The organism is Bradyrhizobium sp. WSM1417 (assembly GCF_000515415.1).
GTDB lineage: Bacteria > Pseudomonadota > Alphaproteobacteria > Rhizobiales > Xanthobacteraceae > Bradyrhizobium.
Window position 1 is genome coordinate 3,821,984 of sequence record NZ_KI911783.1, and the last position, 12,427, is coordinate 3,834,410.

The following is a 12,427-nucleotide window of genomic DNA, read 5'->3' on the forward strand; positions in this document are numbered from 1 at the left end:
GCGTCAAAATCTCCCTCCCGCAATCCGGCTAAATGGGATTAGAGTGAGCGCCGCCGGGGCAGGCAGGAGGTCCCATGTCAACTTATGTGGTCAGGTTCATGAAGGACGTGCTCGGCCAGTACGGCCGGCAGATCGAGGTGTGCCAGGGCACGCTCGAGGTCGACGCTTCCGACGAGGACGAAGCCAGAGAGCGGGCGAAGGCAAGGTTTTGCGAGGACCAGGCGTTGCACCACTGGTCGTTGCATGCCGACCGCATCCAGGTCAGACCGGCCGACTTTCCGTCGTGAGGCCTGGCGCTGGGCGCCCTGAGGTGACGCCGCCGAACGGATCGCTGCACCGTCTCAGTCGAGCAGCTTGTCCAGTGTGATCGGGAAGTGGCGGATGCGCTTGCCGGTGGCATGATAGACGGCGTTTGCGATCGCCGCCGGGACGCCGACAATGCCGATTTCGCCAATGCCCTTGATGCCGAGCGCGTTGATGTGCGGGTCCGGCTCGTCGACGAAGATCACGTCGATGTCGTGAACATCTGCATTCACGGGGATGTGGTACTCGGCGATGTTGGCGTTCATGATCCGCCCAAAGCGGTGATCCATCACCGTCTCCTCATGGAGCGCCATCCCGATCCCCCAGACCACGCCGCCCATGATCTGGCTGCGGCCGGTCTTGGTATTCAGAATCCGCCCGGCCGCGACGGCGCTCACGACCCGCGTCACGCGAATGACGTTTAGCTCTTCGTCGACCTTGACCTCGGCGAAGACGGCCGAATGGGTATTGCGCGCGTGCTTCTTGTCCTCGCCGAATTGGTTGAGCTTTTCCTTCTCGATGCGTTCGACCCCGCCATGGCGCATCACGTCGGCGATCGAGACCGCGCGGCCGTTGTCGCTGGCCTCGGCAATGCTGCCGTCGATCAGGGCCGTATCGACCAATTCGGCGCCGGCGAGCGGCGAGCCTGGCATCTTCCCGGCCAGTCGTAACAGCTCCTTGCGCACTTCCTCGGCGGCTGCGAGCACCGCATGTGCGCTCGAGGCGGCCATCCAGGAGCCGCCCTCAACTGGCGCCTGCGGCAAGGTCGAATCGGCAAGCCGGACGCCGATGTTCTCGATCGGCAGGCCCAGCGCATCGGCCGCGACCTGCGCCACGATGGTATAGGTGCCGGTGCCGATGTCGGATGCGGCGCAGGACACCTCGGCATGTCCGTTCGACGTCAGCACGATACGGACGGCGACCGGCATCTGCAGTGCTTCCCACACGCCCGTCGCCATGCCCCAGCCGACCAGATCCTTGCCGTCGCGCATCGAGCGCGGCGCAGGATTGCGGCCGCTCCAGCCGAAGGCGTCCGCGCCGCGCGTGTAGCATTCCCGCAATTGCTTGCTGGTGTAGGGGAGGTTCTCGCTCTGGTCGTGATCCGAATAGCACTTCAACCGTAGTTCGATCGGGTCGAGCTTGAGCGCGACGGCGAGCTCGTCCATGGCGCATTCGAGCGCGCAGACGCCCGACGCCGCGCCCGGTGCGCGCATGTCGCAGGGCGTGGAGACGTCAAGGTGAACCAGCTTGTGGGAGAAGCGGCTGTTCGGGCTTTTGTAGAGCTGCTCGGCCCAGCCGGTATCGTTGCGTGCAAAATCCTCATAGCGCGAGGTGACGGCAATGGCCTCGTGCGTGACCGCATCGAGCGTACCGTCGGATTTTGCGCCCAGCGCGACGCGCTCGATGGTCATCGGCCGGTAGCCGAGCCCATACATCTGCTGCCGCGTCAGCACGACGCGAACGGACCGCTTCAGCGCGAGCGCGCCGAGCGTTGCCAGGACCACCTGATATTGCGGCCGCAAGCCGGAACCGAAGGCGCCGCCGACGTATGGCGAGATCACCCGAATGTCCTCCGGCTTCTTGTCGAACACGCCGCAGAGAAATTTGTGGACGTTCTGGACGCCTTGGGTCTTGTCGTAGATCGTGAGCTTGCCATTGTTGTCCCAGACCGCCGTAGTCGCATAGAGCTCCATCGGGTTGTGATGCTCGGTCGGTATCACGTAGTCCGCCTCGTGGCGCACATCGGCTCCTGCAAGGGCGGCTGCGGCGTCGCCGCGGGGCTTATGCGGCTTGTCCTTCTCGGCAGCGTTGCCGCGCTCGCCTTCGAGGTCGGTCGCAAAACTATGCTGCTCATAGTCGACCCGCACGAGCGTCGCGGCGAATTTCGCGATTTCCCAGTCCTCCGCGACGACCAGTGCGATCGGCTGACCGTTGAACTTGATCGTGTCGTCATAAAGCGGACGGAAGGGCGACCCATCCGGTGCGACCTCGTCCTTCCAAGCCTCGTCCTCGTCGGCCAGCGGCGGACGGTTCGCATGCGTGAGCACGTCGAGCACGCCCTCGACCTGCAGCGCCGCATCGGTGTCGAGGCGAGCAATGCGCCCGCATGGAATGGTGGCCTCGACGACGAAGCCATGGAGGAGCCTGTCGGCCGGGAATTCGCCGGCGTATTTGGCGGCCCCGGTGACCTTGGCCCGTCCGTCGACACGCGACGTCGGCGTTCCCACATAAGCGTTCATAGGGTCCTCACGCGATCTTCTTGTGGGCCTGGGATTGCGGCGTGGCGTTCGCCGCCTGTGTGAGCGTCCGCACGATGGCGCGGCGTGCGAGCTCGACCTTGAAGCCGTTATGTGAGCGGGCCGTTGCTCCCTGGAGCAAGAGATCCGCGGCGTGCGAGAAGTGATCGGGCGTCGCGGCCTGGCCGCGCAACGCAGCTTCGGCTTCGAGGCTGCGCCAGGGCTTGTGAGCCACGCCGCCGAGCGCCAAGCGTGCCCCGATGATCGCGTTGCCCTCCAATTCCAACGCGGCGGCGACCGAGACCAGAGCAAAGGCATAGGACATGCGGTCGCGAATTTTGAGGTAGCTGTAGTTTTGAGCAAAGCCGCGCGGCGGCAGTTCGATCGCCGTGATGATCTCGCCGGTGCCGAGGTTGGTATCGACATGAGGCTTGTCGCCGGGCAGCCGATGGAAATCGGTCACCGCGATGGTGCGTTCGCCGGAGGGACCCGCGACGTGCACGAGCCCGTCGAGCGCGGCCAGCGCCACGCTCATGTCGGATGGATTGGTCGCGATGCAGGATGCGCTCGTGCCCAGGATCGCATGGTTGCGGTTCAGCCCGTCCATCGCCGAGCAGCCGCTGCCGGGATGTCGCTTGTTGCAGGGCGTGGCCGTGTCATAGAAATAGGCGCAACGCGTTCGCTGCATCAGATTGCCGCCAACGGAGGCCATGTTGCGCAATTGCGCCGAGGCGCCGGCCAGAATGGCGCTGGCGAGCAGGGGATAGCGTTGCTCGATCAATGGATGGTAGGCGAGGTCCGAGTTCGGCACCAGGGCGCCGATGCGCAAGGACCCGTCCGCCGTCTCCTCGACCTCGCGGAGCGGCAGGCGGGAAATGTCGATGAGCCGGGTGGGGCGTTCGACATTCTCTTTCATCAGGTCGATCAGATTGGTGCCGCCGGCAATCAGTTTGGCGCCGGGATCGGCGGCGAGCAGGCGGATCGCGTCGGCGATATCAGTGGCTCGGGCGTACTGGAAGTTGTTCATGGCTGGCCCATTGCCTGCTGGATGGCGGCGACGATGTTCGGGTAGGCGCCGCAGCGGCAGAGGTTTCCGCTCATCAACTCCCGGATCTCGTCAGTATCTTTGGCACGGCCTTCGGCGAGCAGTCCGGCCGCCGAACATATCTGTCCCGACGTGCAATAGCCGCATTGGAAGGCGTCATGGTCGATGAACGCCTGTTGCAGGGGATGCAGCGCGCCGTCTTTGGCAAGGCCTTCAATGGTCGTGATCTCCGCGCCGTCCTTCATGACGGCGAGCGTGAGGCAGGAATTGACGCGCCGGCCGTCCACCAGCACGGTGCAAGCGCCGCACTGACCATGGTCGCAGCCCTTCTTGGTGCCGCTCAGCGCGAGATGGTCCCGCAAGGCGTCGAGCAGCGTGGTCCATGGCACGAGATCGAGCGTGTGACTGACGCCGTTGACGACAAGCTGGATCGGAATGCGTTCGGAAATCTGATGCGTGAGATCGGCCATGTCCTGCTCCCTGCGACGGCGACGAGGCCGGACGTCAACCGTGTTGACGCGGGGGCACGCCTCCGCCGGCCAATAGCGCCCAACGGACCACCGACCGGTTGGTTCCTTGCAGCAGTTCGCCTTTCCGAGAGGTTGCGGTCAGCGCTTTGTTTCGCCGAACACCACATTCGGCACGGCGCGGTTGACAACTTCGCGCAGCGCGAAGCTCGATTGTACCCGCGCGACGCGCGGCAGGCGCGACAGCTCCATGCGGTGGATGCGCTCGAAATCCTGGATGTCGCGGGCGAGCACGATCAGTATGTAGTCGTCGGTCCCCGACATCAGGAAGCAGCGCACGACGGACGGGCATTTCACCACCTCCGCCTCGAATGCCTTCAACGCCTCGTCGCTCTGGCTTTCCAGCGCGATACGAACCAGCACCGTGGTGGTGAGGCCGAACTGCGCGAGGTCGAGCGTGGCCTGATAGCCCTGGATATAGCCGTCGTCTTCCAGCGCCTTCTGCCGCCGCGCGAGCGCGGTGCTTGATAGCCCAACCTTGTTGGCGAGCTCGGTGTGGCTGGCCCGCGCGTTGGTCGTGAGTTCCGCGAGGATGGCGAGATCTTTCCGGTCGAGGGCCAAAGTTTCGTTTCCAGCGTGAAAGGGCGTTTGCGCGCCGGAAACCGGCGCAGGGAGGCCAAAGCTAGCGGATATTTGCACGAAACCAAACCGGGCACGTCGCTACGATCATGAGGTGAATCCAAAGGAGGCCCGGGATGCGCGTCGGTGTGCCCAAGGAAATCAAAGTGCAGGAATATCGCGTCGGGCTCACCCCGGGTGCGGTCCGCGAATATGTCGCGGCGGGGCACGAGGTGACGGTCGAGACCGGTGCGGGCGGCGGCATCGGCGCGTCCGACGAAGTCTACCGGCGGGCAGGGGCCGCCATTGCCGAGAGCGCGCGCGACATCTTCGCGAAGTCCGACATGATCGTGAAGGTGAAGGAGCCGCAGAAAAGCGAGTGGGTCCAGCTCCGCGAAAGCCAGATCCTGTTCACTTATCTCCATCTCGCGCCGGATCCCGAACAGGTCAGGGGTTTGCTCACCTCCGGCTGTACTGCGATCGCCTATGAAACCGTCACCGACGCGGCCGGTCACCTCCCCCTGCTTGCGCCGATGAGCGAAGTCGCCGGCCGCCTCGCCATCGAGGCCGCCGGCGCCGCGCTCAAGCGCTCGGCTGGCGGGCGCGGGCTGCTGCTTGGCGGCGTCCCTGGCGTGCAGCCGGCGCGGGTTGTCGTGCTCGGCGGAGGGGTGGTTGGGACGCAGGCCGCGCGCATGGCCGCAGGCCTTGGCGCCGAAGTCACCGTGATCGACCGCTCTATTCGTCGGTTGCGGGAGCTCGATGATCTCTTCGCCGGGCGCGTACGCACCCGTTTCTCCACCATCGAATCAGTTGAGGAGGAGGTGTTCGCTGCCGACGTCGTGATCGGCGCGGTGCTGGTGCCGGGCGCGAGCGCGCCCAAGCTCGTCACGCGTGCGATGTTGACATCGATGCGACCGGGCGCCGTGCTGGTCGACGTCGCGATCGATCAGGGCGGCTGCTTCGAGACCTCGCACCCGACCACGCATGCCGATCCGACCTATCTGGTTGACGGCATCGTGCATTACTGCGTCGCTAATATGCCGGGCGCGGTGCCGGTGACGTCGAGCCAGGCGCTGAACAACGCGACGCTGCCGTTCGGCCTGATGCTCGCGAACAAGGGCTTCGCGGCGGTGCTGGAAAATCCACATCTTCGCAATGGGCTGAATGTGCACCGCGGCCGCATCGCCAACAAGGCGGTGGCCGAAAGCCTCGGGCTGGAGTTTGCTCCGGTAGGGAGCGGGCTGGCGGCGTAGCGTTGCTGCTCATACCGGCTTGCGATGGCGGCTGCCGAGCGCGGCCTCGACCGTCTCGGGCTTCTCGATGCGCGCGATCAGCATGTCGATGCGATCGCCGCCCCAGAACAGCTCGCCGTTGAACACCATGGTCGGCACGCCGAACACGCCGAGCGCTTCGGCCTCGTCGATGATGCGGTCGTGTTCGGCGCGGGCAGGGCCGTGGACGTAAGCTTCGAACTCACTGGCTGAACCACCGCAGGACGTGATGACGTCGGTGATTGCGGCGAGATCGTCGATCTCGAGCTCATGGCTCCAGAACCGACGAAACACCATGTCGTGATACGCACGGAAGAAGCCGTGCTGTTGGGCGAACAGCATGCCGACGCTGGAATAGAACGCGTCGTAGATCCGCCGGGGCCCTTTCATGACGAGCCCTTGCGCATTGGCATAGCGCCGCGCGTCCATATAGGCGTAGCGCACCTTGCGCCAGAAATGCGGCGTGCGCTCTTCCACGGTCCCCATGAATTCGGCAACGCGCAGCGTATAGGGCAGCCATTCGATCTCGACGCCGTGCGTCTCCTGCAGTTCGAATAGGCGCTTGTTGGCCACGAACGCGTAGGGGCTCTTGTAGTCGGTGTAGACGCGCACGCGGGGGTTTGGCATTGGCAGATTCCTTTCATACGCGCGGCGCTACCTGCTAGCCGTGGCGCCGGTGCTCAAATAGGCCGGAAGAAGAAAACTATTGCCCCGGGCCCGTCGGGCGAAAGGAGTTTCCCCTCCGGGAGGTAAAAAAGCCAATCGCTTCCATTGCTGTTTGGGGCCGAAACGACGACATTTCCATCAGAAATTGATGGATTGACTGCTATGGAACGCACCAGGTTTGAGCCTTTCGGCGAGCAATTGGTGTCCGCAACGGACACCCAGCCGCGCTCGCGCGGGTCAAAGCTGCTGCTGCGGGTTGGGACCGGCCTGTTCTGGTCGCTGGTTGCCGGCATCGTGCTGGCGCGTGCCGCCTTCTTCGAGCCCGGCGTCTACGACGGCTTCAGCCGCGTCGCCTCGCTGGCCAAGAGCCTGATCTTCTAAGGCGCGCCTGATCTTCCGAGGCGGATTATTCCGGGCTGAGGATAGAACTTCCCTCTGCCCTGATATGTCGAAAACTTATTTCCCAATCGGATGGCGCTGCGTATAAATCCTTCTCCTTGGGGAGAGATTTGTGTCGCAGAATCAAGCATCCAGCCCGGCCGACGCCAAGCCGACCACGGCCACTGGCCGCATCGTCGCGCTGATTCCCGGAATCCTCCTTTGCATCGCCGTGGCCGGCGTTTCGGCCCTGCTCGAACGGGCGGAATTGGGCGTCTTCGAACATCCCTATGTCGAGGCGCTGGTGATGGCGATCTTGCTCGGCATGGCCGTGCGCAGCTTCTGGAAGCCCGCGCCGCGCTGGCAGTCCGGCATCGCCTTCAGCGCCAAGCAGCTGCTCGAAGTCGCCGTCATGCTGCTGGGGGCCTCGATCAGCTTCGCCGCAATCGCGGCGTCCGGCGTCGCGCTGTTGGCCTCGATCGCGGCGGTCGTCGTGATTGCGCTCAGCGTCTCCTTCGGCATCAGCCGCCTGCTCGGTCTCTCGACGCGGCTCTCGATCCTGATCGCCTGCGGCAACTCGATTTGTGGCAACTCGGCGATTGCGGCGGTAGCGCCGATCATCGGTGCCAACAATGACGAGATCGCATCCTCGATCTCCTTCACCGCGATCCTCGGCGTGATGATGGTGCTCGGCCTGCCGCTGCTGATCCCGCTGCTGCAGCTATCGGCCACGCAATACGGTATCCTCGCCGGCCTCACCGTCTATGCCGTGCCGCAGGTGCTGGCCGCCACGGTCCCGGCCGGGCTCGTCTCGACGCAGATCGGCACGCTCGTCAAGCTGATGCGTGTGCTGATGCTCGGGCCGGTGGTCGTCGGCCTCTCGCTGACGGCCTCGCGCTGGCACAGCGACGCCAAGAAGACCAGTGTCGGCTTTTTCCGCCTGGTCCCATGGTTCATCCTCGGCTTCCTTGCGCTGGCGACCCTGCGATCCCTGGAGATCGTGCCGGGCACGGTGGTTGGTCCGGTGACGAAGATCACCAGCTTTCTCACGGTGGTGTCGATGGCGGCGCTGGGCCTGGGTGTCGACGTGCGCGTGCTGGCCAATGTCGGGGGCAGGGTGACGGCGGCCGTGACGTTGTCGCTGCTGCTGCTGCTCGGCATCAGCATCGCACTGGTGCACTGGTTCAAGTGAGGCAAGCTGCTGCCGCACACTCCGCTTCCTTCTCCCACAACGGGAGAAGGTAAATCAGCGCCAAGCCTCGAGAATCCCTAAATCACATCCGCGAGCGAATGCCCGTGCAGCTCGATGTTCAGCCCCTGCATGCCCATGTCGTTGAGCTCGCCGCCCATCGCCTTGATGCTCTCCTCGCGGATCAGCGACATCAATCCGCGGCGCAATGCCAGGAATTCCGACGACATCATCATCGACTGCTGCCGCGGCCGCTCCAGCGGAATCGGTATCTCCGCCTTGATCGAGCCGGGGCGTGCGGTCATGCAGTAGACGCGGTCGGACAGGAAGATCGCCTCGTCGATGTCGTGGGTGACGAACAGCACCGAGATCTTCAGCCGCTGCCACATGTTGGTGAGGATCTGCTGCATGATGACGCGGGTCTGCGCATCGAGCGCGCCGAACGGCTCGTCCAGCAGCAACACTTTGGGTCCCGTCGCGAGCGCGCGGACGATGCCCACGCGCTGCTTCATGCCACCTGAGAGTTTTTCGGGGTAATGCTTTTCGAAGGCTTCGAGGCCTGCGAGTCCCAGCAGCGTGCGCGCGGCGCGCTCGCGCTGCGAGCGCGGCATGCCGCGCATCTTCAAGCCGAATTCGACGTTCTCCCGCACGGTCTTCCAGGGAAACAGCGAATATTGCTGAAACACCATGCCGCGCTCCGCGCTGGGGCCGTTCACCTTCTCGCCGTCGACGGTGACGATGCCCGTGGTCGGCTTGAGGAAGCCGGCGACCGCGTTGAGCAGCGTCGACTTTCCGCAGCCGGAGGGTCCGACGATCGAGACGAACTCGCCAGGCTTCACATGAATCTGCGTATCGGTGACGGCTTCGACCGGCCCCTCGATGCTGTCGTAGCTGAGGGAGAAATTCTTGACCTCGATATGGCCCTGCGGTGCCTTGACAACGATCTCACTCATCTTGACCTCCACGGCATCACCAATTGTCCGGCGCCTCGGATCAACATGCTCGATCCCAGGCCGAGCACGCCGATCGCGATCATGCCAAGCGCGATGTCGGCATACTGAACCAGCGAATAGGCCTCCCAGGTAAAATAGCCGATGCCGTACTGCCCCGAGATCATCTCGGCGGCGATCAGCGACACCCAAGCCACGCCCATGCCGACGGTGAGGCCGGTGAAGATGTGCGGGAGCGAGGCCGGAAAATACACATCGCGGAAGATCGAGCGCTCCCGCGCGCCGAGACATTGCGCGGCGCGCACCAGCACGGGATCGACCAGGGACATGCCGTGTAGCGTGTTGACCAGGATGGGGAAGAACGAGCCGAGGAACGTGATGTAGACGATGCTCTGCTCGTTGGTCGGCCACAGCATGATCGCCATCGGCACCCAGGCAATCGCCGGGATCGGCCGCAGCACCTCCGCTACTGGGAAGATGATCTCGTGGATCAGCTTGAAGCGGCCCATGATCAGGCCGAGCGGCACGGCGACGATTGCCGCGAGCGAGAAGCCGAAGAAGATGCGCCGGCAGCTCAAGAGGACGTGCAGCAGGAATTTCGGATCGTGGATCGCCTTGGTGAAGCTCGCATAGACCGCGAGCGGCGAGGGCACGTTGGTGAAGCGCACGAAGAACACGACGCGATAGGTTGTCAGCAGATGCCAGACCAGCAGAAAGGCCAGCAGCGAGATGATGCCGATCGCGGTCGCGCGCAGCCCGCCCCGGTTGAGCCGGTACCAGCGCAGTGCGAGCGTGCCGAAGGAGGGTGGGGACGCGGGTGGCGTGGAGGCGGGCATGGCGCTTGCCTCCGCGATTGCACTTGCCGGCATGCTGTCCTCGGAATGTCTGAGGAGGGCGGGACTGCTCACGTCTTGCCCCCGCCGACCGCCGCCTTCACCGCGTCGTCGAAGCCGAGCACCTTGCCGCTGATCTTGGCGGCATAGGCCTCGGCATCCTTCTTCAGCAGGAACGGCGCAACCTCACCATTGCCGACCGCGAAGAAAGCCTGGTCTGCGAACAGCTTGATGCCGCGGGTGGTATCGAAGACGTAGGCGACGTTGATCTTCTTGCCCTTGGCCTTGTAGTCGGCGTAGGCGCCGAGCGTGCAGCTAGCTGACGAGAAGGGCATGATGCCTGCCTCGTCGACCCAGACCTCGCCGGCCTTGCGCGGATCTGCGATCGGCTTCTTGCAGAAGGAATCGTGGCCGGAGATCTCGTAATTCTTGGTGCTCGCAAGCTGCTCGTCATAGTCGAGCTTCATCTCGGAATAGGCTTTGCGGATGTAGCTGTCGTCGACCCATTTCTTCGGGTCGAACTCCTTCATCCGGCCGAGGTTCTGCAGCACCTTGACGTCGGCCGTGGCGGCGTCGATCAGCGCCGGCTTCACCGAGGGATCGGTGGTCATGTTGCCGCTGGGGCCGAGGAAGATGTAGACGACCTCCTTGTTAATGCCGGTCCATTCCTGGATTTTCTCGGCGGCGAGCTTGGGATCGTCGCGCAGCCATTGATTGGCGGCGATCAGCGCCTTGAAATATGCGACGACGACTTCGGGGTATTTCTCGGCGAAATCGGTGCGGACCACGATGCCGTGGAAGGTCGGGAGATTGGTCTCGACGCCGTCAAAGATCTTTCGCGCAAAACCGCGGAACGGCAGCAACTCGGCGAACGGAACGAAGTCGGCATGAGCGTCGATCTTCTTCTCCTGGAGATTGGTCGAGCCGACCTCCGGGCTTTGGCTGACCAGCTGGAAGAAGTCCGATGGATAGCCGCGGTCCTGCATCGCCTTCAGCACCATGCCGTGCGCGGCAGAGCCGAACGGCACGCTGACGAGCTTGCCCTTGAGATCAGCGAGATCGTAGTAGGGCGAATCCTTGTGAACGACGATGCCGTTGCCGGAGCCCGACAGGCTGTAGGCGGCGATGCCGATCAGCCGGCTCTTGCTCTCCGGATTGCTGTCGAACGTGAAGCCGTTCACGATCAGCGGATAGTCGCCCATCATGCCGATCTGCAGCTTGTTCGCCATCATCGCGTTGGTAACAGGCGGACCGGAGGTGAAATTCTGCCACTCCAGCTCGAACTTGATGTTGGCGTATTTGCCGTCCTTCGGCAGATATTTCTCAAGGAGATGGAGCTGGCGGATGACGACGCCGGCGGTCACCGTGTTGGTCGTGGTGTCCTGCGTTCCAATGCCGAGCGTAACGGTTTCCGCCGCGGCCGGCTGCGCGAGGAGAAGCGCCAGCGACGTCACCGACATCGCGATCGAGAGCGTGGGAAGACGGCGGACCATTCTCATCCTCATTCGGTTGGATGTGCTGTGGTTGCCATGATTGGGTGAGGGCGTGGGCAGGGCAAATCCGGAATGAGCGCCACAGTCGATTAGTTGCCGGGAAAAGTTGATTGCATACTCCTTGGGCAGTCCTGCACTATAAAGCTGCTTGCATGGGCACCGGCCCTAGTCAGACCCTTGCCCTCGCATCTCTTCCAGCACGTCGGGCCGGCAGACCACGATCTGCGAGCGCTTGGTCAGCACGATTCCCTTCTCCTGCATGCGCTTCAGGCTGATCGTGACCCATTGCCTGGTGGCGCCGACCATGTGGGCGATATCGGCATGGGTGAAGGCGGCCGCGATCACCCGGCCGTCGGCGTCATCGACGCCATAGAGGTCGACGAGATGCAGCAACAGATGCGCAAGGCGCTGTGTGATCGAGCGCGTTCCCAGCATCTGGGCCAGCGCCGAATAGCACTTGCCCTTGAAGGTCAGACCTTCGATCAGGCCGATCGCGAGGTTCGGAATCTCGACCGCAAGGGATCGCAGCTCCTTTCCGGGCAGATGCACCACGCTGCAATTGCTGGATGCAACGCCGGACCATTGATGCACGGTGCCTTCGAACACTTCCGGCCCGCCGACGAAATTGCCGACATGCCAATAGGCCAGCGTGATCTCGCGGCCGAGCGGGGAGGTGTAGAACACCCGGATACGGCCGCTCTCGATCAGCCAGATACCGTCATGCTTGCCACCCTGGCTGAACAGCGTCTGGCCGCGGTTGAGCACTTTTCGGCGGCCCTGCTTCAGCACCAGCTCCCGCTCGCGCTGGCTGAGCTTGTCCATCAACGCCGGCGGTCCGCCGATCCATTGCTGGTTCTCGGTGAGCAGCAGCGAGGAGCCGCCGGCAGGCCGGACCGTTGCGGGAACCGTCCCGCGAACCACATTGGCCGCTGCCTGCAACATCACCTGCCTCCGGAACGTTCAAACCGTTCTAAAGA

General features: G+C 63.9%; 13 protein-coding genes. 4 read left to right on the top strand and 9 right to left on the bottom strand.

Annotation, left to right across the window (positions count from 1 at the left end):
• Window positions 1–74 precede the first annotated feature (74 nt).
• Window positions 75–287: a hypothetical protein gene (locus tag BRA1417_RS44830; RefSeq protein WP_027517015.1), complete on the top strand. Its 213-nt coding sequence runs from the start codon at window positions 75–77 to the stop codon at window positions 285–287.
• A gap of 54 nt (window positions 288–341) precedes the next feature.
• On the opposite strand, the gene BRA1417_RS0118290 is transcribed toward BRA1417_RS44830, so the two are convergent.
• From BRA1417_RS0118290 to BRA1417_RS0118305, 4 genes are all read right to left on the bottom strand, one after another.
• Window positions 342–2,543, bottom strand: coding sequence for a xanthine dehydrogenase family protein molybdopterin-binding subunit (locus tag BRA1417_RS0118290; protein WP_027517016.1), 2,202 nt, complete (start codon window positions 2,541–2,543; stop codon window positions 342–344).
• Between the two features lie 7 nt (window positions 2,544–2,550).
• Complete coding sequence (locus tag BRA1417_RS0118295; RefSeq protein WP_027517017.1) at window positions 2,551–3,567, bottom strand: xanthine dehydrogenase family protein subunit M; 1,017 nt, start codon at window positions 3,565–3,567, stop codon at window positions 2,551–2,553.
• Window positions 3,564–4,055 (bottom strand): (2Fe-2S)-binding protein, encoded by a 492-nt coding sequence (locus tag BRA1417_RS0118300; protein WP_027517018.1) that lies wholly within the window; start codon window positions 4,053–4,055, stop codon window positions 3,564–3,566. The genes BRA1417_RS0118295 and BRA1417_RS0118300 overlap by 4 nt, the downstream gene beginning before the upstream one ends.
• A 138-nt stretch (window positions 4,056–4,193) precedes the next feature.
• Window positions 4,194–4,673 (bottom strand): Lrp/AsnC family transcriptional regulator, encoded by a 480-nt coding sequence (locus BRA1417_RS0118305; protein ID WP_027517019.1) that lies wholly within the window; start codon window positions 4,671–4,673, stop codon window positions 4,194–4,196.
• A gap of 134 nt (window positions 4,674–4,807) precedes the next feature.
• Here BRA1417_RS0118305 and ald point away from each other — a divergent pair, with 134 nt between their 5' ends.
• Window positions 4,808–5,923 (top strand): alanine dehydrogenase, encoded by a 1,116-nt coding sequence (gene ald, locus BRA1417_RS0118310; RefSeq protein ID WP_027517020.1) that lies wholly within the window; start codon window positions 4,808–4,810, stop codon window positions 5,921–5,923.
• 9 nt (window positions 5,924–5,932) lie between these two features.
• On the opposite strand, the gene BRA1417_RS0118315 is transcribed toward ald, so the two are convergent.
• Window positions 5,933–6,568, bottom strand: coding sequence for a 2-hydroxychromene-2-carboxylate isomerase (locus BRA1417_RS0118315; protein ID WP_027517021.1), 636 nt, complete (start codon window positions 6,566–6,568; stop codon window positions 5,933–5,935).
• A gap of 240 nt (window positions 6,569–6,808) precedes the next feature.
• Here BRA1417_RS0118315 and BRA1417_RS0118320 point away from each other — a divergent pair, with 240 nt between their 5' ends.
• Together BRA1417_RS0118320 and BRA1417_RS0118325 are read left to right on the top strand one after the other, a co-directional pair.
• Window positions 6,809–6,988 carry a hypothetical protein gene (locus BRA1417_RS0118320; RefSeq protein ID WP_231171117.1) on the top strand — a complete coding sequence of 60 codons (180 nt, stop codon included), beginning with the start codon at window positions 6,809–6,811 and terminating at the stop codon, window positions 6,986–6,988.
• A gap of 130 nt (window positions 6,989–7,118) precedes the next feature.
• Window positions 7,119–8,177, top strand: a complete 1,059-nt coding sequence (locus BRA1417_RS0118325) for a YeiH family protein (protein WP_027517022.1) — start codon at window positions 7,119–7,121, stop codon at window positions 8,175–8,177.
• Window positions 8,178–8,254: 77 nt separating this feature from the next.
• On the opposite strand, the gene BRA1417_RS0118330 is transcribed toward BRA1417_RS0118325, so the two are convergent.
• From BRA1417_RS0118330 to BRA1417_RS0118345, 4 genes are all read right to left on the bottom strand, one after another.
• Window positions 8,255–9,127 (bottom strand): ABC transporter ATP-binding protein, encoded by an 873-nt coding sequence (locus BRA1417_RS0118330; RefSeq protein WP_027517023.1) that lies wholly within the window; start codon window positions 9,125–9,127, stop codon window positions 8,255–8,257.
• Entirely contained in the window at window positions 9,124–10,032 is a 909-nt protein-coding gene (locus BRA1417_RS0118335) for an ABC transporter permease (protein WP_027517024.1), read from the bottom strand. The genes BRA1417_RS0118330 and BRA1417_RS0118335 overlap by 4 nt, the downstream gene beginning before the upstream one ends.
• Window positions 10,029–11,450, bottom strand: coding sequence for an ABC transporter substrate-binding protein (locus BRA1417_RS0118340; protein ID WP_027517025.1), 1,422 nt, complete (start codon window positions 11,448–11,450; stop codon window positions 10,029–10,031). The genes BRA1417_RS0118335 and BRA1417_RS0118340 overlap by 4 nt, the downstream gene beginning before the upstream one ends.
• Window positions 11,451–11,615: 165 nt before the next feature.
• Window positions 11,616–12,392 (bottom strand): Crp/Fnr family transcriptional regulator, encoded by a 777-nt coding sequence (locus tag BRA1417_RS0118345; protein ID WP_027517026.1) that lies wholly within the window; start codon window positions 12,390–12,392, stop codon window positions 11,616–11,618.
• Window positions 12,393–12,427: the final 35 nt, after the last annotated feature.